Raw genomic sequence first — 25,548 nt, forward strand, 5'->3', positions numbered from 1 at the left:
GGCGCGCACCCCGCGGGCGCCGGAACGGCGACGCGGCACGGGCCCGCGCGAAGGTCCGCGCCGACGGACTCGCCGAAGGCCTGGCCGGCGGACCGCTTGCCGGGGCCCGGATGCGGGACGACGATGGGGGCGCTCCAGGGGCCGCGGCACCACGGGAGGGTGACATGAGCGATCCGTTGGTGGCGCTGCCGGGCGGGACCGACCCCGTCGAGCGCACGCGGGAACTGCGGCGCGCGCACGCCGCGTTCACCCGGGACGGCCGGGTGGAGGCGCCGGTCCGGGCGGTGATCGCGCGGTCGTGGCGGCGGTGCGCCCGGGCCCGGGTCAGCCCCGAGTGCGCGCCCCGGGTGGAGTTGGCGGAGGCGGAGCTGTGCCGGTACCGCGCGGAGCATCCGCTGGCCCGGGCGATGCCGGTGTTCCGGGACCTCGTCGGGGCCTTCGCGGCGCACGGAGGCCATCTGCTGGCGGTGTGCGACGCGCGGGGCGGGCTGCTCTGGGTCGAGGGCGAGCCGGGCACCCTGCGGCGGGCGGAGCGGCTCGGCTTCGTCCCCGGAGCACGCTGGTCGGAGACGGCCATGGGCACCAACGCCCCCGGCACGGCCGTCGCGGTCGGCGAGCCCGTGCAGGTCTTCGGGGCGGAGCACTTCAGCCGCCGGGTGCACCCGTGGACGTGTGCGGCGGCTCCGGTGCGGGACCCGCGCACCGGCGGTGTGCTGGGCGCGGTGGACATCACCGGCGGCGACGGGCTCGCGCTGCCCCACTCGCTCGCCTTCGTACGGGCGGTGGCCCGGGCGGCGGAGGCCCAGTTGGCCCTCCTCGACCCGGAGCCGGACCCGGAGCCGGACCCGGCGTCCGGTGCCACCGGAGCCGCCGCGGACACGCTCACCGCGCTCGGCCGGGACGAGGCGCTGCTGGTATCGGGAGGCCGCACGGTGCGGCTGAGCCGCCGGCACAGCGAGATCATGGCGCTGCTCGCACACCACCCGGAGGGCCTGTCGGGTGAGGAGCTGGTGATCGCGCTCTACGAGAACGAGACCGTGTCACCGGTGACTTTGCGCGCCGAGATGTCACGGCTGCGCGGGCTCTTGGGCGACGGCGCACCGCTGTCGCGCCCCTACCGTACGGCCGTTCCGCTGGCGGCGGACTTCTCCGCCCTGACCCGGCGACTCGCCGGCGGGGCCGTCTCCGCCGCCCTGCACCGGTACCCCGGTCCCCTGCTGCCCGCTTCCACGGCGCCGGGCATCGTCCGGCTGCGCCGCCGCATCGAGGACCAGGCGCGGGCGGCGGTCGTCGCCCGGGCGGATGCCGGGCTGCTGACGGACTGGGTGTGCAGCCCGTGGGGCGCGGACGACCCGGAGGCCTGGCAGGCGCTCGCGCACGCGCTGCCACCCGGGCGCCGGGCTGCGGCGCTGGCCCGCGTGCGCGCCCTGGACCTCGAACTGGGCCCGCGGCAGGGTGCCGTACGCCCCGAGGCGGTCCGGAGCGGGCGTGCAACCCGGTCGCAACCCGTGGGCCCCTAGCGTCCTCACGAGCGCTGCCGACGGCGGCGGCGCCCGGCTGGGGAGGACTCCGTGACCCGATACGCTGCGCCCGGAACCGAGGGGGCGCTCATGTCGTACGCGTCCCGCTACGGCCACTTCATCGGCGGCGAGTACGTCGAACCGGTCCGTGGCAGGTACTTCGCCAACCCCTCCCCCGTCAACGGCGAGGCGTTCACGGAGGTCGCGCGCGGGACCGCCGAGGACGTCGAAGCGGCACTGGACGCGGCCCACGCGGCCGCCCCGGCCTGGGGGCGCACCTCCGTCGCGGAGCGGTCCACGATCCTGCTGCGCGTCGCGGACCGGATGGAACAGAACCTGGAGGCCCTGGCCGTCGCCGAGACCTGGGAGAACGGCAAGCCGGTCCGGGAGACCCTGGCGGCCGACATCCCTCTGGCCGTCGACCAGTTCCGCTACTTCGCGGGCGCGCTGCGCGCGCAGGAGGGGGCGCTCAGCCAGATCGACGACGACACGGTGGCCTACCACTTCCACGAACCGCTGGGCGTGGTCGGCCAGATCATCCCGTGGAACTTCCCGATCCTGATGGCGGTGTGGAAGATCGCGCCGGCCCTGGCGGCCGGTAACACGGTGGTGCTCAAGCCGGCCGAACAGACGCCGGTCTCGGTGCACTTCTGGCTGAGCCTGGTGGCCGACCTGCTGCCGCCGGGTGTGGTGAACATCGTCAACGGCTTCGGCGAGGAGGCCGGCAAGCCCCTCGCCTCCAGCCCGCGCGTGGCGAAGATCGCGTTCACCGGCGAGACGTCCACGGGGCGGATGATCATGCAGTACGCGGCGCAGCACCTGAAGCCGGTCACGCTGGAACTCGGCGGCAAGAGCCCCAACCTCTTCTTCGACGACATCTGGACGACGGACGACGAGCTGCGCGACAAGGCGCTGGAGGGCTTCACGATGTTCGCCCTCAACCAGGGCGAGGTCTGCACGAGCCCCTCGCGCGCGCTGATCGAGCGCGGCCGGTACGCGGACTTCCTCGACGCGGCCGTCGCCCGCACCGAACTGATCGTGCCGGGACACCCGTTGGACACGGCGACGATGATCGGCGCGCAGGCGTCGCAGGAGCAGCTGCGGAAGATCCTGTCGTACGTGGAGATAGGCCAACGGGAGGGCGCCAAGATCCTCACGGGCGGGGCGCGCATCGACCACGGCGGAGACCTGGCGGGCGGCTACTACGTCCAGCCGACCGTGTTCGAGGGCGACAACCGCATGCGGATCTTCCAGGAGGAGATCTTCGGGCCGGTGGTGTCGGTGACCTCGTTCCAGGACTTCGACGACGCCGTACGGATCGCCAACGACACGGCGTACGGCCTGGGCGCTGGCGTGTGGACCCGTGACGTCAACACGGCCTACCGCGCGGGCCGCGCGATCCAGGCGGGCCGCGTGTGGACGAACTGCTACCACGCCTACCCGGCCCACGCGGCCTTCGGCGGCTACAAGCAGTCCGGCATCGGCCGCGAAACCCACAAGATGATGCTGGAGCACTACCAGCAGACGAAGAACCTTCTGGTGTCCTACTCACCGAAGAGGCTGGGCTTCTTTTAGAGAGCCGGAAAGGGGCGCCTGACCTGGGGTTTGAGGCGCGACGGCTGACTGACCGTCACTCACACGCTATTGACGCGCACTTGGGTTCCGGGTTGTTGCTCGAGGGGCGGTACCGCGAGGATGCCGCGGCGGTGTTCGCGGTCTTGCTCAAGGCGGTCGACGGCTCATGGGCGAAGCGCCTGGGCGGCGGGCCACGCCGGGCCGGACAGCCTGTAAAGACCGGCGCTGCTGCGTGCACGGGGTGGGCAATGCGCTCCACATGCATCCCGTGAGCCTGGCCGGTGTCCGCCCCGACGACCTCCTGAGAGACAAGGAGGCCGGGGCCGTTCTCCGAGGAAGCCGTTGGTCTGGTAGTCGGTGGTCTGCCACCGGGCTGCCGCCCTGCGGTCGTCGGGCGCCGGGGGAGCTCGACTGGCGAAGGCTCGCCGTACTTCATGACGCAGATGCCCGCACGGTCGCGGCGTAGACCTCGATCGCCGACTGCGGTGCGCGCCCGAGCAGCGCCCGCAGCTCGCCCCGGGGAAGCGCAGCCCCGTCCAGGAATCCGCCGGCGATCGCCGAGTATGTCCCGACCAGCATCGGCACCTGGAACGCATGGCTCACCGAGCCCGCGAGAGCCTCCCGCGCCGTGGCGAGCGAGGAGGGTTCGTACGAGCCGCCGACCGCGGCCGCCAGCTCGGCACCCCCGAAAGCCACCTCGCCGACCAGTTCGTACACTTTGCCGGCGTGTGCTGCGGGATCCGTGGAGACCGTGGCCGCCACCTCCGCCAGGTCCGCGCGGGCCGCTGCGGCGAGGCGGACCCGGCCCAGTGGCGCGGTGATCGTCAGGTCCGGGTCGCCCGGCGCTGCGATGGCGGCGAGGAACTCCGCGTACAGGCCGTTGCGAAGAATCGTCCAGTTTACGGAGGACCAACGCAACCGGCGCTCGGTCCAGCGGTGGGCGAGTGCGTACGCCAGATGGTCGCCGTCCCCGCTGAGACTGGTGTAGACGATGTGGCGCACACCCGCCTTCTCCGCTGCCGAGATGGCCGCTTCGTGGCGGCGGATGACGATGTCGTCCTCACCCTCGCCTGCCGAGATGAGCAGGAGGGTGTCGATCCCGGAGAAGTCGAGCGATGCCGGGTCGTCGAAATCGACATGCCGTTCGCCCTCCGCGGGTCTGCGGGTTCCGAGCACCACGTCGTCCCTGCCTGCGAAGTGCCCTGCAACCAACGTACCGAGTCCGCCGGAAGCGCCTGTGATCAGGAGCATGGGATGGTTCCCCCTCATGTCGTGGTTGTCACCGATGACTGAAACCATGATCACCGGCGGCAGACGACCGCATAAGGAGGCACTTTCATGTCAGCAGGGCACACAGCGGTAACCACCACCCCGGGGGTGGATCACTCGGCTGACCTCGTGATCAGCTGCGAAACCCCGCAGGACGAGTGCGGGGTCCGGGACGTCCTGGACCGGCTCGGCGACAAGTGGTCCGTCTACGTCATGGTCGAACTCACCGCAGGTGTACGTCGCTTCAAGGAGCTTCAGCGGTTGATCCCCGGTGACATCTCGCAGCGCATGCTCACTCTCACTGTGCGCCGTCTAGAGCGCGACGGCCTCGTCAAGCGCACCGTTCACCCGACCATTCCACCGCAGGTCGAGTACGAGCTGACCGACATGGGCCGCAACCTGAGCCACCTCATCAAGGCCATCGCCGACTGGTCCATCGGCCATCGCGCCCCCATCGCCGATGCCCGGGCCGCCTTCGACGCGAGACTCGAGGCTCAGTAACGCATGCGCCCGAATCCAGCCGTGCCGACGCCGCCCGAGCACGGCCCCCGCGCCGCGCTCAGTGCCTCGACGCGGGCCCCGACCGCTCGGTTCCAGAAGCGCCCGCCGCCCGGAAGTGGGATCACTTCTCACACTCAGATCCGTACCTGAGGCTGCCTTCAGGTACCGACGGCTGTGACGCCGAACATCAGGGTGCGGCGGCTGACGTCGTAGTGCACGGTCGGCGTGTTGCGCAGGAGGTCCTGGAGGACGTCGGCGTCGTCGATGTCGACGGTCAGCACCTCTTCCCAGGCGCCTTCGTCGAGTACGAGTTGCAGGGTGAGAGTGCCCTTTTCCGCGGGCTCGCCGGCAACCCAGCTGAACTGGTAGTGGCTGAGTTGACGGACCTTGATGCTGTCGTCCGTGACGGGCTGCGTCACCTTGGTCGTGGCGGCTCTGGCCATGGTGTCTCTCCTCGCGTGGATGATTTCGGGTACGGGTACGGGTGCGGACTGGGCTTCCCCGGGCCCGTGGGCAGCTCTTGGCGGGCGTGCTGAGGTGCGTGAGTGACCAGCCGAAGGGTCAGGCCGGCGACTTGCCGGGCCTGGCCGGTGATCTCAGCAGTGGCCGTTCATCGCGCGGTGGTGGCTCGCACGGCGTACGGCGGCCAGACCGGTTCCTCCGGCCATGGCCAGGGGCGAGGCGGCACGGCGCAGCATCCCCGCCTTCTGCTGCTCAGGGCGCTGCTGCTCTCCGTGCAGGGCGTTGAGCACCACCATCCCGGCGGTCAGTGCCGGCAGGGCCCACTGCAGCATCGCGAGGTGGCGCTGTGCCCGCTCAAGTTCCACGGGGTGGCCGTCGGCCGCCTCTTGATCCTGGGAGTCGGGGGACGAGGCGAGCTCGATCTTCTTGCCCAGGGTTCGGCTGTAGGCGGTGGCGGCGAGCGCGGCTCCGGTGAGGACCGTCTTGGCGATGGTGGAGGCGCCGACGCCGCTCTGGTGGGCCACCCGGGCACTGTTGGCCCCCAGCAGGGCGGCGCCGCCTACCAGATGGGCGCCGATCGCGGCCGCGTTGACCGGTGTCCAGGCGGCCCAGCCGATGCTGGCGATCCGGGAGGCGAGGGCCGGCTCCTCGACGGCGGTGCGCGCCGCTTTGTTCAACCCGACGGCGCCCATGAGAGAGCCTCCGAACCAGGCCGCCAGGCCGAGGTCGTGAAGACTGCGCATGACCGTGTTGCGTTCAGACATTTGCGTCCTTCCAGACACACGTGTCCCTGCGGTCGCAGGGCTCCGCAATCAGGCTCATGGTGATCGGCCGCACCGGCCAGACGAGACGCCCACCTGGGCTAATACCACCCCGCAAACTCCGGTGACGACGGTTACTGCCCAGCAGTCGCCGCTCAAGCCAGGCCTCTTCTTGCCGTCCAATGTGAGGGATGCATATGCCTTTGCCTTAAAATTACGGCCGGTCTTCGCAGGGTGCGCGCGTTTCGCGTCGCCACCGCCGCGTGGAGGGAAGAGCGTGTCGCGCGGTCGCAGGCGGGAAGCGGCGACCTATGGAAATCTTGGCTTCGCTGCGCAACGGTGATCATCGGCTGACCAAACGGATGGCCGCCTGGGATTCGGTCTGGGCCCGCCGGGTGCTGCCGCCGGTCGAGGAGGCGGCCGAACACACGAAACTGTGGTGGGCCGCCGCCGTGATCATGGCGGCCGGCGGGCGCTGGCGGGGCCGCAAGGCTGCGGCCGCCGGTGTCACGGCGATGGCAGTGGCGGAGCTGCTGTCCAACGGGGTCGCCAAGAAGCTCGTCGAGCGCCCCAGACCGCCCAAGCAGTGGATACCGCACGACGATGTCGAGGACCGGCCCGACAGCTCCTCCTTCCCCTCCGGGCACACTGCCGCCGCAGTGGCGTTCACCGCGGCCGTCGTCCCGGCCTGGCCGTGGGCGGGTGCCGCCTGCGCCGTCCCTGCGGTGCTGGTCGCGGTCCAGCGCGTCCACAGCGGCGCGCACTACCCCTCTGACGTCGCCGCAGGTGCCGCCGTCGGGCTGGCCGCGGCCGCACTCGTCCGGGCAACACCCCGCCTGCTCATCCGCCACCTGCCCTGACCCCGACCCGCCCCGCCGCCATGGGCCATCGGTCAGAGGTCCCGTCCGTGCCGACCAAGATCCGGTCCATACGCGGACCAACCGCCTGCCGCTTGGCCACATCGTGGCCATTTCCGCTGGTCAGCGGCCATGCGCGGTGTGTACCACCAGCAGACGAAGAACCCATGGGCAAGTTGCTTCCCAAAGAACCTGGGCTTGCTCCAAGCGATCAGGAACGGCGCTTGACCTGGGCCATGGACACGATCGGGCCCCGTCCTCCCGACGGCGGCGGCTCCCACCAGCCCGGGGCCGCCCGGAGACGGCGGGCGGGGAGTACGGCGCCTCCTCGCCCGCCGCCGGCTCATGAAGCGCCGCTCCGCGAGGGCGGCGGTTCCGGCTCCCGGGTGGTGACTACGGTTCGCGCCCGGAGAACGCGGCATCGAAGGAGGCGCTCGGCGGGTCGAAGTCGAACCGCTTGAGGTGGGCGAGCGCCTCGGGTGCTCCGGTCAGCCGGTCCATCCCCGCGTCCTCCCACTCCACCGAGATCGGGCCGTCGTATCCGATGGAGCGCAGCATCCGGAAGACGTCCTCCCACGGGACGTCGCCGTGTCCGGCCGAGACGAAGTCCCATCCGCGCCTCGGGTCGCCCCACGGCAGGTGGGAGCCGAGCCTGCCGTTGCGTCCGTCGAGGCGTTTGCGGGCCTCCTTGCAGTCGACGTGGTAGATGCGGTCCCGGAAGTCGTAGAGGAAGCCGACCGGGTCGAGGTCCTGCCAGACGAAGTGGCTCGGATCGAAGTTGAGCCCGAACGCGGCCCGGTTCCCGACGGCTGCCAGGGCCCGCTCGGTCGTCCAGTAGTCGTACGCGATCTCGCTGGGGTGCACTTCGTGGGCGAAGCGGACGCCCTCGGTGTCGAACACGTCGAGAATGGGGTTCCAGCGCTCGGCGAAGTCCTCGTAGCCCCGCTCGATCATGCGCTCGGGGACGGGCGGGAACATGGCCACCAGGTGCCAGATCGAGGATCCGGTGAAGCCGACGACGGTGTCGACGCCGAAGGCCGCGGCTGCTCGGGCGGTGTCCTTCAGTTCGGCCGCCGCACGTCTGCGCACCCCCTCCGGGTCGCCGTCGCCCCAGATCCGGCCGGGCAGAATGCCCTGGTGGCGTTCGTCGATGGGGTCGTCGCAGACGGCTTGGCCGACCAGGTGGTTGGAGATCGCCCAGCACCGCAGGCCGTACTTCTCCAGCAGGGTCCGACGGCCGTCCACGTAGGACGGGTCGGACAGTGCCTTGTCGACCTCGAAGTGGTCGCCCCAGCAGGCGAGTTCGAGGCCGTCATAGCCGTGGTCGCGGGCGAACGCACAGACTTCCTCAAGCGGCAGGTCGGCCCACTGTCCGGTGAACAGCGTGAAGGAACGGGGCATCGGCTCTTCTCCTCGGTCAGATCCGAGCACCCGCACGCCCGGCGCCGGGCGCCGGGGCGAGCAGGGGAACGGGCGTGTAGACGGCGTTCTTCGCAGCGCTCTCCTCCACGGCGGCCAGCACCCGCTGGACCTGGAGACCGTCCGCGAACGACGGCGCGGGGTCCGTTCCCGCCGCGATGGACACCACCAGGTCGCGCGCCTGGTGGGCGAAGGTGTGTTCGTACCCCAGGACGTGGCCCGGCGGCCACCACGCCTCCAGGTAGGGATGCTCGGGCTCGGTGACCAGGATGCGCCGGAAGCCGGCGATGGCGGCCGGTTCACGGTGGTCGTGGTAAAGCAGCTCGTTGAGCCGTTCCAAGTCAAAGGCGATGGAGCCGAGTTCACCGCTCACTTCCAGGCGGAGGGCGTTCTTGCGGCCCGGCGCCATCCGGCTCGCCTCGAACGTCGCGAGCGCCCCGGATGCGAGGCGGCCGGTGAACACGGCCGCGTCGTCGACGGTGACGGGTCCCCGCCCGGAGCCGCCGGGCGCGCTCAGCCCGGCCGATGCTCCCGCGGGCAGTGGCCGCTCCCTGACGAACGTCTCCAACTGTGCGGACACCCCGACGAGCGGCTCTCCGGCCAGGAACTGGGCGAGGTCGACGATGTGGGCCCCGAGGTCTCCCAGTGCGCCGGAGCCGGCGCGCCGTCGGTCGAGCCGCCAGGTCAGGGGGAACTCGGGATCGACGAGCCAGTCCTGGAGGTACGTCAGCCGTACGTGGCGCAGGGCGCCGATCCGCCGCTCCGCGATGAGGCGTCGGGCATGGGCGATGGCCGGTACCCGGCGGTAGTTGAAGCCGACCATGGCCACCTGGCCGCGCGCCCCGGCCCGCTCGGCGGCCTCCGCCATGGCCTCGGCCTCGGCGACCGTGTTGGCCAACGGCTTCTCGCACAGCACGTGTTTGCCCGCGTCGAGCGCCGCGATCGCGATCTCCGCGTGCCGGTCGCCCGGCACGCAGATGTCGACGAGGTGCACGTCATCGCGTGCCACCAGTGCCCGCCAGTCGGTCTCCGCCGCCGCCCAGCCGTGTTTGTCCGCCGCCGCGCGCACGGCAGTACGGTCGCGGCCGGCCATGGCGGCGAGTACCGGGCGCAGCGGCAGGTCGAACACGCGGGCCGCGGTGCGCCACCCCTGGGAGTGCGCGGCGCCCATGAACGCGTATCCGATCAGACCGACGCCGAGCGTCGGCGGCGCCGTCTCGCTGTGCCTGTCCTGCATGGGTCTCCTCTCGCGGGCACCGGACGCGGCCGGTGCGAAGGGCGGTTCCGTGGAGCGCTGAGGGCTGGGGGCCCCGCCCGGGTCGGGATCGGCGGTCCTGGGGGGTGCGGGAGTCCGCCCGGGCGGACTCCCGCACCGTCAGTTGAAGCCGACCGGCAGGTACTCGTCGACGTTGTCCTTCGTCACCACGGCCGAGTAGAGGGTCACGGAGGACGGGATCTCCAGCTCAGCCATGCCGCTGATGCCGCGGCCCTGTCCGAGGGCGCGGGCCAGGTCGATGGCGGAGGCGGCCATGGTCGGCGGGTAGAGGACCGTGGCCTTCAGCACGCTGTCGTCGGCCTTGATGGCGTCCATGGCGGACCGGGCTCCTGCGCCGCCCACCATGAGGAAGTCCTTGCGTCCGGCCTGGGCGATGGCGCGCAGTGCGCCGATCCCCTGGTCGTCGTCATGGTTCCAGAGCGCATCGAACGCCGGCTGGGCCTGTAGCAGCTGGGCCATCTTGGCCTGACCGGACTCCACGGTGAACTCGGCGGCCTGACGGGCCACCTTGGTGATGTTGGGATAGTTCTTGAGGGCGTCGTCGAAGCCCTGGGTGCGCTGCCTGGTGAGTTCCAGGTTGTCGAGGCCCGCCAGTTCCACGACCTTGGCGTCGGGCTTGTCCTTGAGCTTCTCGCCGATGTAGCGGCCGGCGTTGAGGCCCATTCCGTAGTTGTCGCCCCCGATCCAGCACCGGTAGGACTGCGGGGAGGCGAAGACCCGGTCCAGGTTGACGACGGGGATCCCGGCCGCCATGGCCTGCAGTCCGAGCTGGGTGAGCGCCTTGCCGTCGGCGGGCAGGATCACCAGGACGTCGACCTTCTTGTTGATCAGGGTCTGGATCTGGCCGATCTGGGCGGCCGTGTCGTTCGAGCCCTCGGTGATCTCCAAAGTGACGTCGGCGTACGTCTTCGCACGGTCCTTGGCGTTCTGGTTGATGGCATTGAGCCAGCCGTGGTCGGCCTGCGGTCCGGCGAAGCCGATGGTGATGGCCTTTCCCGGCTTGTCGGTGGCCCCGGGGGCGTTCTGGGGCGCGGCGGCCTTGCTCTTGGGCTCGTTGCTGGTGCAGGCCGTCAGGAGCGTTCCGGCGGAGACGGCGGCGGTTGCGAGGAGCAGTCCTCTGCGGCTGGGGGTACGGCTTTCGGGCATGGCGGATCTACCTCTTCGGCTAGTCGGTCCGGGCGCGAGGTACCGGACCGGGCGAGGGCGGGGCGGAGGGGCGAGGGCGGGGACGGACGGCGATGTGGGCGCCGAGGGCCGTGGCGCGGGGACCGTACGGATCGGTGGACGCCGGGCTCCGGCGGCCCCGGCAGCGTTCGGCCGGGTCAGTCGTCGCGAAGGGTGCGGCGCTGGATGAGGACCGCGGCGACGATGATCGCGCCCTTGGCGATCTGCTGGACGGCGCTCTCCAGGTTGTTCAGGGCGAAGATGTTGGTGATCGTGGTGAAGACCAGGACGCCGAGCACCGAGCCGACGATGGTGCCGCGGCCGCCGCTGAGCAGGGTGCCGCCGATGATGGCCGCGGCGATGGCGTCGAGTTCGTAGAGGTTGCCGTTGGTGTTCTGTCCGGAGCCGGCCAGCACGATCAGCATGAACGCGGCGATGCCGCAGCACAGTCCGGACAGGAGATAGAGGTGGAGGCGCTGGCGGCGTACGTCGATGCCCGCCAGTCGTGCGGCCTCCGCGTTGCCGCCCACGGCCACCGTTCGGCGGCCGAAGGTGGTGCGGTTGAACAGGATCCAGCCGACGAGGGCGACGGCCGCGAAGACCAGGGCGAGTGGCGGTACGCCGAGGATGTAGGCGTCCTTCACCCCGAGGTCGAGGACCGAGTCGACCGTGACGATCTGGGTCTTGCCTTCGGTGAGCTGGAGGGCGAGGCCACGGGCGGAGGCGAACATCGCGAGGGTGGCGATGAAGGGGACCATGCCGCCGTACGCGACGAGGAGTCCGTTCACCAGTCCGCAGCCGACCCCCACGGCGATGGCGGTGAAGAGGATGCCGGCGAACCCGTACTCCTGGGTGGCCACCGTGGTGGCCCAGACCGATGCCAGGGCCACGATCGCCCCCACCGACAGGTCGATGCCACCGCCGGTGATGACGAAGGTCATGCCGACGGTGACCACGCCGATGATGGAGGCCTGCGTCAGGACGAGTTGCAGGTTGCTCATGGCGAGGAACGCCTCGGGCCGGGTGACGCCTCCGACGGCGACGAGGGCGGCGAGGACGCCGAGCAGGGACAGGTTGCGCACGTCCGGGCGGACGCCGAGGGGTCGGTGCGCCGCGGACTTCCGGTCCGGCGCGGGCGGGGCGGGCGCGACGGGCGCCTCCTGCCCCGCCGGAGTGGCTGACTGCGTCATGCCGTCGGGCTTCCTTCCATCACGAGATCGAGCACGCGGTGTTCGTCGAGGTCCCGGGCATCGCAGGTGTGCACGACGCTGCCCTCACGAAGTACCAGTACGCGGTCGGCGAGGCCGAGGACTTCGGGTACCTCGCTGGATACGAGCAGGACGGCGAGGCCGTCGTCGGCCAGTCGCCGTATGACGGCGTACAGTTCGGCGCGGGCGCCGACGTCCACCCCGCGGGTCGGTTCGTCCAGCAGCAGGATTCTGCAGCCGCGCAACAGCCAGCGGGCGAGCACCGCCTTCTGTTGGTTTCCGCCGGACAGGGTCCGGACCGGGGTGTCGGGGTTGTCGGGTCGCAGGGACAGTTCGCGGGTGGCCCGCTGAGCCGCGGCCCGCTCCCGCCGGCGGTCGAGCCAGCCGGCGCGGGAGAAGCGGGAGAGCGTGGAGACGGTGACGTTGCGAGTGACGGACTCCATCATCAGCAGGCCTTGCGCCTTGCGTTCCTCGGGGGCGAGGCCGATGCCGGCGCGGACCGCGGCGCGGACACTCGCCGGCCGCAGGGGGACGCCGTCGACGATCACCCGCCCGGCGGTGGGCCTGCGCGCGCCGTAGACCGTTTCCAGGATCTCACTGCGTCCCGACCCGACGAGCCCGGCGAGTCCCACGATCTCGCCGGGCCGCACTTCCAGGTCGAGGGGGCCGAACTCGCCCTGCCGGGACAGTCCTTCGACGCGCAGGACGGGCTCGGCCGTGGTGGGGCCGGATCGCTGGGTGCGCGGCGGAAAGACGTGCTCGACGTCGCGGCCGGTCATCAGCGTCACGACCGTGTCGGTGGAGGTGGACTCGGCGGGCAGTCCGCCCGCGACGGTCCGGCCGTCCTTGAGGACGGTGACGCGGTCCCCGATGCGGCGGATCTCCTCGAGGCGGTGGGAGATGTATATGACGGCGACGCCCTCTTCGGTCAGGTCACGGACGGTCCTGAACAGGGAGTCGACCTCCTCGGGATCGAGGGCCGCGGAAGGCTCGTCCATGACGATGAGCCGTACCTCGTGGGAGAGCGCGCGGGCCATGGAAACGATCTGCTGCTGGGCGGCGGAGAGCTCACCGGCCGGACGGGCGGGGTCGATCTCACCGTGGCCGAGCCGTCCGAGCAGCTCGGCGGCCCCGGTTCGGGCGGCGCGCGTGCGGACGAAGAGGCGGGCGGTGGTGGGCTCGTGGCCGAGGAAGATGTTCTCGGCCACGGAAAGCCCCTCGACCAGGTCGAGTTCCTGGTAGATGGTGGCGATTCCCAGGCGCATGGCCGCGATCGGGGAGCTCAGCGACACCTTCTCGCCGCGCCAGGCAATCTGCCCCGCGTCCGGCTGGTGCACGCCGGCGAGGATCTTGATCAGGGTGGACTTGCCGGCGCCGTTCTGTCCCAGGACGCAGTGGACGTCTCCGGCGCGGACCTCCAGGTCCACGCCGTCGAGGGCCCGGACGCCGGGGAAGGACTTGGTGATGCCCGACATGGTGAGCAGGGGCGGTTCGGGTGCCATGACGATTCCTCGGCTGGGTGCGGGGCCGTGAGCGGGCAGGGCGAGCGGGGCGGCACGGGGGCGGGAGCGGTGGCCGGGTGCGCCGGGACGCACGCGGTTCGGGAGCGGGCACGTCGCCGGGGGCGCTCCGGCGGCATGCTCCACCCCGTGGGACGCCACCCGCCGGGCAAACCGGTGGCGCGGGTCGTGGGGCGGTGCCGGACTCGGCGCCGTGCGTGCCGGCCGGCCCGGGTCAGGCGGGCGAGAACAGGTGGTCGCTGATGAGACGTGCCGCGCCGATCACACCGGCGGTCGAGCCCAGCTCGCCCAGGACGATCGGCAGGTTCCTGGTCGCCAGTGGAAGGGAGCGCCGGTACACCTGGGTGCGCACGCTCGCCAGGAGCGTGTGCCCGAGTCCCGTCACCCCTCCCCCGATCACGACCATCCCCGGGTTGAAAAAGCTCACGAGGCCCGCGATGACCTGACCGACCCGGTCACCGCCCGCCCTGATCAGGTCCAGCGCCGCGGCGTCGCCCGCGACAGCCGCCGCGGAGACGTCCTCCGCCGTCAGCTTCCCGGCGGCCTCCAGCCGTGCGGCGAGTTCGGGCGAACGCCCGCCGCGCGCAGCGTCCTCGGCGTCGCGTGCGAGCGCCGCGCCGCTGAAGTGGGCTTCCAGGCAACCCCTGTTGCCGCAGCCGCACACCCGGCCCTCCGGATCGACCTGGATGTGCCCGATGTCACCGGCGCTGCCCGTCGGACCACGGTGGACGTTCCCTCCGGCGATGATGCCGCAGCCGATTCCGGTGCCGATCTTGACGTAGAGGAAATCGCTCACGGACCGGGCCACACCCGTGTGCTGCTCCCCCATGGCCATCAGGTTCGCGTCGTTGTCGACCATCACGGGGCAGCCCAGTTCCTGGCTGAGTGCCTCCCTGACGGGGAACCCGTCCCACCCGGGCATGATCGGAGGAGCTACCGGGACGCCCTCGGGAAAGCGGACCGGGCCCGGTACCCCGATGCCCGCACCGTCCAGGCCGTCGGCCGGACCGGACGCCTTGAGTTTGGCGGTCATCGACAGAACCTGCTCGAAGACCGCGACGGGTCCTTCGCGTACGTCCATGGAATGGTTGAGGTGCCCCAGGATCTCCAACTCGGCGTTGGTCACCGCGACGTCGATGGAGGTGGCGCCGATGTCCACGGCCAGGAAGCGCAGGGTCGGCGTCAGACGGATGTTGTGCGAGCGACGGCCGCCACGTGACGCCGCGAGACCGTCCGCGACCACGAGTCCCGTCTCCAGGAGCCGTTCGACTTCGACCGCGAGCTTGGATCGCGAGAGGTCGACCCGATCACCCAGCTCCGCACGCGAGCTGGGCCCGCCGTCCCGCAGGAGTCGGAGCAGTCGTGCCTGATGTGCGTTGCCGGGCCGGGCCGTCATGCGTCGCACGTGTCCCTCCTCTGCACTGGTGGTTCCCCTACTGGGGCCCGAGCCGCCAACTCGCGCTGTGCGCCCGTGCTTTCGAGGGAACGTAGCAGCACTCCCTCCGGCGCGGAAGAACTTGCGCACGGTTCCGTTCGACTTTCACCGGAGTGAGGACAAAGACCGTCGCGCCGCCGCCCGGCACGGCGGAGCCCCGTCGTCCACCGCGCTCCGAAGACGGCTTTGTCCCGTGGATGGAGAAAGGCGGGAGAACATGCGCGCACCGGGTTACGGACTCCGACGAAGCCCGCTAACTTCCCTGGAACAGCCCGGCGTTGGAGCTGACGACCGGTCCTGACGGCGTGACGGCGCACGCCCCTGGATACGCACGGTGGCCCCTTGAGGCTGCCGCCACCCCCTCTTACTTCAGGAGAGCTCTGTGCGCATGAGCCCGCCCGGACACAGACGCGTCCGCTTCCTACTGACCGCCATGGCCTGCGCCATCGGCTGTCTCCTTCCGGTGCCGCCGGCCTCCGCGGCACCCACGCACGGGAGCGGCGCGTCACGCGCGTCGGCCCCATACGACTTCCAGCAGGTCACCCTGGCCAAGGGGGTCGCCGAGATGGGCGAGCCCATGACACTCGCGGTGCTTCCCGACCGCTCGGTCCTGCACACCTCGCGCGACGGCACCCTGCGCAGGACGGATGCGGCGGGAAACACCACCGTGGCCGGCAAGGTCGAGGTGTACAGCCACGACGAGGAAGGTCTTCAGGGCGTCGCGGCCGACCCCGGCTTCGCGACCAACCGCTACATCTACCTCTACTACGCGCCGCGACTCTCCACCCCGGGCGGCGATGCCCCGGCAGACGGCACGGCCGCCGACTTCGCCCCGTACGACGGCGTCAACCGGCTCGCCCGGTTCGTCCTGAAGACCGACGGCACCCTGGATCTCGCGAGCGAGAAGAAGATCCTCGACGTGCCCGCCTCCCGTGGTCTGTGCTGCCACGTCGGCGGCGACATCGACTTCGACGCGGCCGGCAACCTGTACCTGTCTTCGGGCGACGACACCAACCCGTTCGCCTCGGACAGCTACACCCCGATCGACGAGCGTCCCTCCCGCAACCCCGCCTACGACGCCCAGCGTTCCGCCGGCAACACCAACGACCTGCGCGGCAAGGTGCTGCGGATCAAGGTCAACGCCGATGGGTCGTACTCGATTCCGAGTGGCAACCTCTTCCCGCCCGGCACCGCGAAGACCCGTCCCGAGATCTACGCGATGGGTTTCCGCAACCCCTTCCGGATGAGCGTCGACAGGGCCACGGGAATCGTGTACCTCGGCGACTACGGCCCCGACGCCGGCAGCGCCAGCCCCTCGCGCGGCCCCGGCGGCCAGGTGGAGTTCAACCGGATCTCCCAGGCGGGCAACTACGGCTGGCCGTACTGCACCGGTGACAACGACGCCTACGTCGACTACAACTTCGCCAACGGCACCTCGGGCTCCGCCTTCGACTGCGCAGCTCCCAGGAACAGCTCGCCGAACAACACGGGCCTGACCGATCTGCCCCCGGCCAGGCCCGCCTGGATCCCCTACGACGGCGGATCCGTACCGGAGTTCGGCAACGGCTCGGAGTCCCCGATGGGCGGCCCGGTGTACCGCTACGACGCCGCTTCGACCTCCGGGGTGAAGTTCCCGCAGGAGTACGACGGTGACTACTTCGCCGGCGAGTTCGGCCGCCGCTGGATCAAGCGGATCGAGTCCGACGGCACCGGCACCGTGCAGGCCATCGAGCCGGTCGCCTGGAGCGGCACCCAGGTGATGGACATGGCCTTCGGCCCCGACGGCGCCCTGTACGTCCTCGACTACGGCACCGGCTATTTCAACGGCGACGAGAACTCGGCCCTGTACCGCATCGAACACGTTACGGACGGTCTCGCACCGACCGCGCAGGCCAAGGCCACCGTCACCTCCGGCACGGCACCCCTGCCCGTCTCGTTCTCCTCGGCGGGCAGCACCGACCCGGACGGCGGCGCCCTCGGCTACACCTGGACCTTCGGTGACGGCGCCACCTCCACCGCCGCCAACCCTTCCCACACCTACACCTCCAACGGCCAGTACACGGCCACGCTGAAGGTCACGGACCCCACCGGAAAATCAGCGACGGCATCGGTGCAGATCACGGTCGGGAACACCGCTCCCACGGTGAAGCTGGAGCTGCCCGTGACCGGGAGCATCTACGACTTCGGCGCTGCGATCCCCTTCAAGGTGACGGTCACCGACCCGGAGGACGGCGCCGTCGACTGCTCCAGGGTGAAGGTCACCTTCGTCGTCGGGCACGACAGCCACGGCCATCCGCAGACCTCGGCCACCGGCTGCTCCGGCACGCTCCGGACCCTGGCGGACGGCGAGCACGACCCCAACGCGAACATCTTCGGCGTCATCGACGCCGAGTACACCGACAAGGGCGCGAACGGCCAGCCCGCGCTCACCTCGCACGACCAGCACGTCACCCAGCCGACCCACCGGCAGGCCGAGCACTACGGCGCCTCCGCCGGTGTCCAGGTGGTCACCCACGCGCCGGCGCACGGCGGCAAGACCGTCGGCTACATCGAGAACGGCGACTGGATCTCCTTCAGTCCGTACGCGCTCGACAAGGTGACGCGCTTCACCGCGCGGGTCTCCTCGGCGGGCACGGGCGGCACGATCGAGGTGCGCGCCGGATCCCCGGCCGGCACGCTGCTCGGCACGGCCGTCGTGCCGGTCACGGGCGGCTGGGAGACCTTCCAGGACGTCACGGCCACGCTCGGCAACCGGCCCGCCGGCTCGACGACGCTCTACCTCGTCTTCAAGGGGGGCAGCGGTTCGCTGTTCGACATCGACGAGTTCTCCTTCACCACCTCCCCCAGCGGTACCGGTCCCGGTGAAGTGACGGGGGTCAACGGGAAGTGCCTGGACATCGACGACGCCGGCACGGCCGACGGGACGCAGGCGCAGATCTGGACGTGCAACGGATCCGCTGCCCAGGCGTGGACGGTTCCCTCGGACGGCACGCTACGCGCGCTCGGCAAGTGCCTGGACGTGTCGGGTGGCGGCAGCGCCGACGGAACGAAGGTCCAGCTGTGGACCTGCAACGGCACCGGTGCGCAGAAGTGGGCCGTCCAGCCCGACGGCACGGTCCGCAACCCGCAGTCCGCCAAGTGCCTGGACGCCTCCGGAGGAACCTGGAACGACGGAACCCCGGTCCACCTGTGGACCTGCCACACCGGCCCCAACCAGAAGTGGACCCTGCCGTAGGAAGGAGGCGTCCGTTCATGCGTACCCACCTCAGAGCACTCGTCGGCCTGTTCGCCGGCGCCGCGCTCGGCCTGGCGCCCCAGGCCACAGCCCTGCCCGTCCCCCCGGGCCATTCCCCCGCCGTGCAGCAGCGCGCGGCGGCAGATCCGGCGTACCGGGTCCTCGTCTTCTCCAAGACGGCCGGTTTCCGGCACTCGTCGATCGACGACGGCGTCGCGGCCCTCCGCGGCCTCGGCACGGCGAACAACTTCACCGTGGACGCCACCGAGGACGCCGAGGCCTTCACCACCGCCAACCTCGCGAAGTACCGGACCGTGGTCTTCCTGTCGACGACGGGCGACGTGCTGAACACCGCCCAGCAGACCGCCTTCGAGCAGTACGTCCAGGGCGGCGGCGGATACGTCGGCCTCCACGCCGCGGCCGACACCGAGTACGACTGGCCCTTCTACGAGGGCCTGGCCGGGGCGCTCTTCCATTCCCACCCCGCCGTCCAGTCCGCCACCGTCCGGGTGGAGGACCGTGCGCACGACGCCACCGCACATCTGGGATCCACCTGGCAGCGCACCGACGAGTGGTACAACTACCGCACCAACCCGCGCACGGGTGCCCATGTCCTGGCCTCCCTCGACGAGTCCAGCTACGCGGGCGGGAACATGGCGGGAGACCACCCGATCGCCTGGTGCAAGGACTACCGGGGTGGCCGGGCCTTCTATACCGGTGGCGGCCACACCGACGAGTCCTACACCGAGCCCGCCTTCCTCCGGCACCTGCTCGGTGGAATCCGTTGGGCCGCCGGCATGACCGAGGCGGACTGCCGGCCGGAGTCCGGTTACACGGCCCTCTTCGACGGCTCTTCCACCGCCGGCTGGAAGCAGGCGGAGCCGGGTGGCTTCGACCTGGTGGACGGCAGCCTCGTCTCCCGGGGCGGGTTGGGCATGCTCTGGTACTCCGCGCGGGAGTTCACCGGCGACTACTCCCTCAAGATCGACTGGAAGGCCACCGCGGACGACAACTCCGGCCTGTTCGTGGGCTTTCCGGCGTCCGACGACCCGTGGTCCGCGGTGAACAACGGCTACGAGGTCCAGATCGACGCCACCGACTCCGCCGATCGCACCACGGGATCCGTCTACGGCTTCCGGTCCGCCGACATCGCCGCCCGCGACGCCGCGCTGAATCCGCCGGGAGAGTGGAACACCTACGAGCTGCGGGTGACCGGCGAACGCCTGGAGGTCTTCCTGAACGGGAGGAGGATCAACGACTTCACCAACACCGACCCGGCCCGGAGCCTGCGCCAGGGCCACGTGGGCATCCAGAACCACGGGGAAGGCGACGAGGTGGCCTTCCGCAACGTCCGGATCAAGCAGGGCGGTGGGCAGGAGCCCGGCCCCCGCACGGGTGAGGTGAAGGGCGTCAACGCCAAGTGCCTGGACGTCGACGGTGCGAACAGCGCCGACGGGACGCGGGTGCAGGTCTGGTCGTGCAACGGTTCCGGCGCCCAGAGGTGGACGCACTCCGACGACGGAACGGTGCGCGCGCTCGGCAAGTGCCTGGACGTGTCGGGTGGCGGCAGCGCCGACGGAACGAAGGTCCAGCTGTGGACCTGCAACGGTACCGGTGCGCAGAAGTGGGCCGTCCAGCCCGACGGCACGGTCCGCAACCCGCAGTCCGCCAAGTGCCTGGACGCCTCCGGAGGAACCTGGAACGACGGAACCCCGGTCCACCTGTGGACCTGCCACACCGGCCCCAACCAGAAATGGGCCCTGCCCTGACCGTCCGACACCTGGCCGTGGGGCCGTTGCGGATGATCGCAGCGGCCCTACGGCCGTCCGGGCGGGAGTCCCGTCCCGCGCACCGGGCTCCGCCGGTCAGTCCCGTGCCGCCAGCAGGTGGTCCATGGCGAGCTGGTCGAGGCGTTCGAAGGCCATCCCGCGTGCCGCGGCCCGGTCGACGTCGAAGTCCTCGAACGCGCCGCGATCAGCGAGCAGGCCGGCCGCCGTCTCACCCTCGTCCAGTGTGGGGCGGGTCAGTTCGTCCAGCCGGGAGGCCAGGAGCGCGGCCCGGACCTCGGGGTCGGCGCGGAAGGCGGCGGCGCGCTCCTTGAGGATCAGGTAGTTGCGCATGCAGCCGGCCGCCGAGGCCCACACTCCGTCCGAGCCCTCCGTGCGCGGCGGCTTGAAGTCGAAGTGCCTGGGGCCGGCGTACCCGGCCGTCTCGAGCAGGTCGACGAGCCAGAAGGCGGACCGCAGGTCCCCGGCGCCGAACCGCAGGTCCTGGTCGTACTTGATGCCGTTCTGGCCGTTGAGGTCGATGTGGAAGAGCTTGCCCGCCCACAGCGCCTGCGCGATCCCGTGCGGAAAGTTCAGGCCCGCCATCTGCTCGTGGCCCGTCTCCGGATTGACGCCGAACAGCTCGGGCCGCTCCAGCCGTTCGATGAAGGCCAGGGCGTGACCGACGGTGGGCAGCAGGATGTCCCCGCGCGGCTCGTTCGGCTTGGGCTCGATGGCGAAGCGCAGGCCGTACCCCTGCCCGTGGACGTACTCGCCCAGCAGGTCGAAGGCCTCCTTCAGCCGGTCCAGGGCCGCCCGCACGTCCTTGGCCGCGCCGGACTCCGCCCCCTCCCGGCCGCCCCATGCCACGTACACCTCCGCGCCCAGTTCGGCCGCGAGGTCGATGTTGCGCATCGTCTTGCGCAGCGCGTACCGGCGCACGTCGCGGTCGTTCGCGGTGAAGGCTCCGTCCTTGAACACCGGATGGGTGAACAGGTTCGTGGTGGCCATCGGCACCACCAGGCCGGTCGCGTCCAGTGCCGCCCGGAAACGCTTGACGTGCGACTGGCGCTCGGCCTCGTCGGCGCCGGGCGGGATCAGGTCGTCGTCGTGGAACGTCACCCCGTACGCACCCAGTTCGGCAAGGTGCCGCACGGTGTCCACGGGATCGAGGGCGGGCCGGGTGGCGTCGCCGAACGGGTCCCGGCCCTGCCATCCCACGGTCCACAGACCGAAGCTGAACCGGTCCTCGGGGGTCGGCGCATAATTCATGGCTGCTCCTCGCCTGTTTCGTAAGGGCTCATGACAAATTAGTATCGGGGGGTGTCGCAAGGGAAGAGCCCGCACGGACGGAGAGCCGATGTCACTGCCCGACGGAGTCGAGGGGCCGCTGGTCGTCGGCGTGGACAGCTCCACCCAGTCCACCAAGGCGCTGGTCGTCGACGCCGCCAGCGGCGCGGTCGTGGCGAGCGGCACGGCACCGCACACGGTGACCGGCGGCGCGGGGCGGGAAAGCGATCCCGGGCAGTGGTGGGACGCGCTGTGCGCGGCGCTGCGCGCCTGCGGCCCGCCGGCGGGACGGGCGGCCGCGATCTCGATCGCGGGCCAGCAGCACGGGCTGGTCACCCTGGACCGGGCGGGCCGGCCGGTCCGCCCGGCGCTGCTGTGGAACGATGTGCGCTCCGCCCGTCAGAGCGAGTGGCTGATCGGGCGACTGGGCGGGCCGACGGCCTGGGCGGAGCGGATCGGCAGCGTGCCCGGTCCGGCCTTCACCGTGGCGAAGTGGGCGTGGCTGGCCGAGCACGAGCCGGAGGCCGCCCGTGCGACGACGGCCGTCCGGCTGCCGCACGACTACCTCACCGAGCGGCTCACCGGACGCGGCACCACCGACCGGGCGGATGCCTCCGGCACCGGCTGGTGGGCGGCGTCGACCGAGGCGTACGACGAAGAGGTGCTCGAACTGGCGGGCCTCTCCCCCGCGCTCCTGCCCGAGGTGATCCGTCCGGGCGAAGCGGCCGGAACGCTGCGGATCACCACGGAACTGCCGTTGGCCGAAGGCATCCTGGTCGCCGCCGGCACCGGCGACAACGCGGCCGCCGCGCTGGGACTGGGCCTGCGCCCGGGCGGCCCGCCGGTGCTGAGCCTGGGCACGTCCGGTACCGCCTTCGCCGTAGCCGCGCGCCGGCCCGCCGACCCTACGGGCACCGTGGCCGGCTTCGCCGACGCCCGCGGTGACTGGCTTCCGCTGACCTGCACCCTCAACTGCACCCTCGCGGTGGACCGGTTCGCCGCCCTGCTCGGCCGGGACCGCGAGGCCGTGGAGGGAGGCGGCGGCGTGGTCGTGCTGCCGTTCCTGAACGGCGAGCGGACACCGCACGCGCCGCACGCGTCGGGACTGCTGTACGGGCTGCGCCACGACACCTCCCCGGGGCAGGTGCTCCAGGCCGCCTACGACGGGGCGGTGTACTCCCTGCTCACAGCCCTCGACCGGGTGACGGGCGACACCCCCCGGGACGGCGGCACCGCGAACGGCGTCGCGCACGACGGCGGCGCCGGCCCCGCGGCCCCGCTGCTGCTCATCGGGGGCGGGGCCCGTGGCGCCGCCTGGCGGAACACGGTGCGCAGGCTGTCGGGGCGGGCCGTGCAGGTGCCCGACGCGCGGGAACTGGTGGCGCTGGGGGCGGCCGCGCAGGCGGCAGGACTGCTGACCGGGGAGGATCCGGCCGCGGTGGCGCGCCGCTGGGGCACCACCCGCGGCGAGGTCCTCGCGCCGCTTCCGGCGGACCACGAGGCGCTCGACCGGTTGAACTCCGTACTCACCGACGGCGACGCCCTCTTCCAACGGCCCGGCACGGACCCGTCCCGGCGGCCGGGCACACCACCGCCCCGGGAACCGGACACACAGCCGGTCCCGCCCGCGTCGACCCGGGAGGCCACCGATGGGTGACTCGCTCCCCCATACCCAGCAGGACATCCGCCGGCGGAACCTCTCCCTGGTCATGCACACGGTCGCCACGCGGGGTCCGCTCTCCCGGGCCACCGTCGCCGGCCGGATCGGACTGACCCGCACCGCGGTGTCCTCCCTGGTGGACGAACTGGTCCGGGGCGGGCTGTTGGCCGAGACCGGCACGGCGCAGCGGTCCGGTGCGGCGGGCCGGCCCGGTAGCGCCCTCGCCCTCGGCGAGCGCGGCCCGGTCGGCATCGGCGCCGAGGTCGGCGTGGACCACCTGGCGGTGTGCGCGGTGGACCTGCGCGGAGCGGTACGCGCGCGCATATCGGCCGAGTGCGCCAACCGGGGGCGCCCGCCCGGTCCGGTCCTGGAGGAACTGGCCGGACTCGTACGGAAGGTGACGGAGACGGTCGGCGCCTCGGGGTTGCGTCCCGCCGGGCTCGCGGTGGCCGTGCCGGGTCTGGTGGCCCGGGGCACCCGGACCGTCGTCCGCGCACCGAACCTGGGCTGGTCCGACATCGACCTCGGCGCCGTCCTGCCGCACGGCTTGCCGCTCAGCGTCGACAACGAGGCGAACCTGGGCGCACTCGCCGAGCTGTGGCTGGGCGGCGAGCCCGCGCCCAAGGACTTCATCCACGTCTCCGCCGAGATCGGCATCGGCGCGGCCGTGGTGGTCGAGGGCCGCCTGCTGCGCGGTACCCACGGGTTTGCCGGGGAGCTCGGACATGTACCCGTCCGGCCCGAGGGCCCGCGCTGTCCCTGCGGCGGGCGTGGCTGCCTGGAGCGGTACGCCGGCGAGGAGGCCGTCCTGCGCGCCGCCGGGCTGACGGCCGACGGAGGCCGGCGCCCGGTCTCCGTCCTCGCCGAGCACGCGGACCGCGGCGATCCGACGGTCCGGAGAGCCCTGCGCGGCGCCGGCGGCGCCCTCGGCATCGCGCTCGCGGGTGCGGTGAACCTGCTCGACCCGCAGGCCGTGGTCCTCGGCGGGTCTCTGTCGCGGCTGGCGCCCTGGCTGCTGCCGTCCCTGGAAAGGGAGTTGACGCGCCGCACCGCGGAACCCGCCGGACCCGCCCTGATCGTCTCCCGGCTGGGCTCCGACGGACCGCTGCTCGGCGCCGCTCACTCCGTCGCACGGGCGGTGCTGGACGACCCGGCGGCCTACGCGCACGGGTGATGGTCCGTCACCGGATCCGCGCTGGGTCAGGCCTGGTGCTGTACGGGGTCGCCACGCTGCTGATCGGCGCCGAAGGGCAGTGCGACGAGCTCGAGGGAGTGATGGGTAGCGTGACCCTCTGCTGCATGGACTGTCCATGCGTCCGGCCGGTCCGTGCGAGGGCTTCCGGCGAAGAGTGACGAGGCGGCGATGAGTGAACTGACGAAGCCCGAGGTCGACGTTCCTGAGGGTGACGCTCCCACCGAGCTGACCATCCGGGACCTGGTCGTCGGGGACGGGGCCGAGGTGAAGGCGGGCATGGTGGTCAAGGTCCACTATGTCGGGGTGACCTTCGAGTCCGGGAAGGAGTTCGATGCCTCCTGGGACCGGGGCCAGCCGTACAAGTTCGCCCTGGGCAGCGGCAAGGTCATCAAGGGGTGGGACCGGGGGGTGAGGGGGATGAGGGTCGGCGGTCGGCGCGAGATCATCGTTCCCCCGCGTCTCGGCTACGGCAAGCAGTCGCCCTCGCCGTTGATCCCGGCGGGCTCGACGCTGGTCTTCGTGGTGGACCTGCTCGACTCGTTCTCCAGCACAGCCGGGTGGAGCAGAGCCTGGTGACCCCGACCGCCCACAGGTCCGGATGTCCGGACTCACCGGGCGGATCCACCGTCGTGGGGTCCCGGGCATCGGCTACGGTCCTGGCTGTGAACCGTACCGAGCGTCTGTACGCCCTCGTGGAGGAGCTGCGTGCGGTCTCGCCCCGGCCGCGCAGCGCCCGGTGGCTCGCCGAGCGCTTCGGTGTCAGCACCCGCACGGTCGAGCGCGACCTCAGCGCCCTGCAGCAGTCCGGTGTACCGCTGTACGCCGAACCGGGCCGCAGCGGCGGGTACGTCGTGGACAAGGAGCACACGCTGCCGCCCCTGGCCGTCACGCCGGCCGAGGCGGCGGCGCTGGCCGTTGCCCTGCACGGGCTGTCGGGGACACCGTTCGACGCGGACGCCCGGTCGGCGCTGTACAAGGTGCTCGCCGTGATGCCACAGCGCGAACTCCAGGCCGCGCGCGAGCTCGCCGCCCGCGTGCGGCTCGCCGTGAAGCCCGCCCGGCCCTCCGCCCTCCCGCACACCTTGCGCGAGGCGCTCTCGAACCGCCGTCTGCTGCAGCTGCGTTACGCCGACGCGCAAGACGAGACCACCGAACGCACCGTCGAACCCCTGGGCTTCCTCGGAGGCGAGCACTGGTACCTCATCGGCTGGTGCCGCCGGAGCTCCGCGGTGCGGGGTTTCCGCCTCGATCGCGTTCGCGCGGCGCGGGCCCTGGAGGAAACGGTGGATCCGCGTCCGGTGGACCTGTCCGAACTGCAGTCGCTGGGCAGCGCGTTCGTCGCGCTTGACGAACTCTATGGTTTCGCTTGAGCCGCCGTCGGGAGGGTTAAACACCGACAGGGGGTTGTCGCCCGCGGCCCGGAGGCTGGGTGACC

The 25,548-nt window shown here is 71.5% G+C and carries 20 protein-coding genes; 10 read left to right on the forward strand and 10 right to left on the reverse strand.

The annotated features are described in order from the left end of the window. Positions 1 to 164 precede the first annotated feature (164 nt). Positions 165 to 1,520, forward strand: coding sequence for a GAF domain-containing protein (locus ACFWW8_RS04820; protein ID WP_386523640.1), 1,356 nt, complete (start codon positions 165 to 167; stop codon positions 1,518 to 1,520). A 51-nt stretch (positions 1,521 to 1,571) separates the two neighbouring features. Next, on the forward strand, positions 1,572 to 3,095 hold the full coding sequence (locus ACFWW8_RS04825; protein WP_386523642.1) for an aldehyde dehydrogenase family protein: 1,524 nt from the start codon (positions 1,572 to 1,574) through the stop codon (positions 3,093 to 3,095). Between the two features lie 432 nt (positions 3,096 to 3,527). Here the strand turns inward: ACFWW8_RS04825 and ACFWW8_RS04830 are convergent, their stop codons facing one another. Continuing rightward, positions 3,528 to 4,346, reverse strand: coding sequence for an NAD(P)H-binding protein (locus ACFWW8_RS04830; protein WP_386523645.1), 819 nt, complete (start codon positions 4,344 to 4,346; stop codon positions 3,528 to 3,530). A gap of 87 nt (positions 4,347 to 4,433) precedes the next feature. Here ACFWW8_RS04830 and ACFWW8_RS04835 point away from each other — a divergent pair, with 87 nt between their 5' ends. Beyond that, positions 4,434 to 4,865 carry a winged helix-turn-helix transcriptional regulator gene (locus tag ACFWW8_RS04835; protein WP_386523647.1) on the forward strand — a complete coding sequence of 144 codons (432 nt, stop codon included), beginning with the start codon at positions 4,434 to 4,436 and terminating at the stop codon, positions 4,863 to 4,865. Between the two features lie 158 nt (positions 4,866 to 5,023). Here the strand turns inward: ACFWW8_RS04835 and ACFWW8_RS04840 are convergent, their stop codons facing one another. Then, positions 5,024 to 5,308 carry a hypothetical protein gene (locus ACFWW8_RS04840; RefSeq protein WP_383912324.1) on the reverse strand — a complete coding sequence of 95 codons (285 nt, stop codon included), beginning with the start codon at positions 5,306 to 5,308 and terminating at the stop codon, positions 5,024 to 5,026. Between the two features lie 153 nt (positions 5,309 to 5,461). After that, the gene (locus ACFWW8_RS04845) at positions 5,462 to 6,091 is read right to left on the reverse strand and encodes a hypothetical protein (RefSeq protein ID WP_386523649.1); all 630 of its coding nucleotides are present in this window, start codon (positions 6,089 to 6,091) and stop codon (positions 5,462 to 5,464) included. A gap of 308 nt (positions 6,092 to 6,399) precedes the next feature. Between ACFWW8_RS04845 and ACFWW8_RS04850 the strand changes: the two genes are divergently transcribed. Continuing rightward, positions 6,400 to 6,948 carry a phosphatase PAP2 family protein gene (locus ACFWW8_RS04850; RefSeq protein WP_386523651.1) on the forward strand — a complete coding sequence of 183 codons (549 nt, stop codon included), beginning with the start codon at positions 6,400 to 6,402 and terminating at the stop codon, positions 6,946 to 6,948. Between the two features lie 390 nt (positions 6,949 to 7,338). Here ACFWW8_RS04850 and ACFWW8_RS04855 read toward each other — a convergent pair whose 3' ends face one another. The 6 genes from ACFWW8_RS04855 to ACFWW8_RS04880 form a co-directional block, all read right to left on the reverse strand. Then, positions 7,339 to 8,346: a sugar phosphate isomerase/epimerase family protein gene (locus ACFWW8_RS04855; RefSeq protein ID WP_386523654.1), complete on the reverse strand. Its 1,008-nt coding sequence runs from the start codon at positions 8,344 to 8,346 to the stop codon at positions 7,339 to 7,341. A 16-nt stretch (positions 8,347 to 8,362) separates the two neighbouring features. Beyond that, entirely contained in the window at positions 8,363 to 9,601 is a 1,239-nt protein-coding gene (locus ACFWW8_RS04860) for a Gfo/Idh/MocA family protein (RefSeq protein ID WP_386523656.1), read from the reverse strand. 138 nt (positions 9,602 to 9,739) lie between these two features. Further along, the gene (locus tag ACFWW8_RS04865; RefSeq protein WP_386523658.1) at positions 9,740 to 10,786 is read right to left on the reverse strand and encodes a substrate-binding domain-containing protein; all 1,047 of its coding nucleotides are present in this window, start codon (positions 10,784 to 10,786) and stop codon (positions 9,740 to 9,742) included. A gap of 176 nt (positions 10,787 to 10,962) precedes the next feature. After that, the gene (locus ACFWW8_RS04870) at positions 10,963 to 11,994 is read right to left on the reverse strand and encodes an ABC transporter permease (protein WP_386523661.1); all 1,032 of its coding nucleotides are present in this window, start codon (positions 11,992 to 11,994) and stop codon (positions 10,963 to 10,965) included. Further along, positions 11,991 to 13,514, reverse strand: a complete 1,524-nt coding sequence (locus ACFWW8_RS04875) for a sugar ABC transporter ATP-binding protein (protein WP_386523664.1) — start codon at positions 13,512 to 13,514, stop codon at positions 11,991 to 11,993. Before ACFWW8_RS04875 ends, ACFWW8_RS04870 begins: the two co-directional genes overlap by 4 nt. Positions 13,515 to 13,746: 232 nt before the next feature. Next, positions 13,747 to 14,928, reverse strand: a complete 1,182-nt coding sequence (locus ACFWW8_RS04880) for an ROK family protein (protein WP_386523735.1) — start codon at positions 14,926 to 14,928, stop codon at positions 13,747 to 13,749. Between the two features lie 427 nt (positions 14,929 to 15,355). On the opposite strand from ACFWW8_RS04880, the gene ACFWW8_RS04885 reads away from it, so the two are divergent. Continuing rightward, positions 15,356 to 18,202, forward strand: a complete 2,847-nt coding sequence (locus tag ACFWW8_RS04885; RefSeq protein WP_386523666.1) for a PQQ-dependent sugar dehydrogenase — start codon at positions 15,356 to 15,358, stop codon at positions 18,200 to 18,202. Between the two features lie 17 nt (positions 18,203 to 18,219). Beyond that, on the forward strand, positions 18,220 to 19,971 hold the full coding sequence (locus tag ACFWW8_RS04890) for a ThuA domain-containing protein (RefSeq protein ID WP_386523669.1): 1,752 nt from the start codon (positions 18,220 to 18,222) through the stop codon (positions 19,969 to 19,971). A 96-nt stretch (positions 19,972 to 20,067) separates the two neighbouring features. On the opposite strand, the gene xylA is transcribed toward ACFWW8_RS04890, so the two are convergent. Further along, complete coding sequence (gene xylA / locus ACFWW8_RS04895; RefSeq protein ID WP_386523672.1) at positions 20,068 to 21,240, reverse strand: xylose isomerase; 1,173 nt, start codon at positions 21,238 to 21,240, stop codon at positions 20,068 to 20,070. Positions 21,241 to 21,328: 88 nt separating this feature from the next. On the opposite strand from xylA, the gene xylB reads away from it, so the two are divergent. From xylB to ACFWW8_RS04915, 4 genes are all read left to right on the forward strand, one after another. Then, on the forward strand, positions 21,329 to 22,915 hold the full coding sequence (gene xylB, locus ACFWW8_RS04900) for a xylulokinase (protein ID WP_386523674.1): 1,587 nt from the start codon (positions 21,329 to 21,331) through the stop codon (positions 22,913 to 22,915). Continuing rightward, complete coding sequence (locus tag ACFWW8_RS04905; protein WP_386523677.1) at positions 22,908 to 24,092, forward strand: ROK family protein; 1,185 nt, start codon at positions 22,908 to 22,910, stop codon at positions 24,090 to 24,092. The genes xylB and ACFWW8_RS04905 overlap by 8 nt, the downstream gene beginning before the upstream one ends. Before the next feature lie 189 nt (positions 24,093 to 24,281). Next, positions 24,282 to 24,689, forward strand: a complete 408-nt coding sequence (locus ACFWW8_RS04910; protein WP_386523679.1) for an FKBP-type peptidyl-prolyl cis-trans isomerase — start codon at positions 24,282 to 24,284, stop codon at positions 24,687 to 24,689. An 86-nt stretch (positions 24,690 to 24,775) separates the two neighbouring features. Then, a complete protein-coding gene (locus tag ACFWW8_RS04915; protein WP_386523682.1) occupies positions 24,776 to 25,483 on the forward strand; it encodes a helix-turn-helix transcriptional regulator in 708 nt (235 codons plus the stop codon). Positions 25,484 to 25,548: the final 65 nt, after the last annotated feature.

The sequence above is a fragment of the Streptomyces sp. NPDC058701 genome, from assembly GCF_042715295.1.
In the GTDB taxonomy this organism is placed as follows: Bacteria; Actinomycetota; Actinomycetes; order Streptomycetales; family Streptomycetaceae; genus Streptomyces.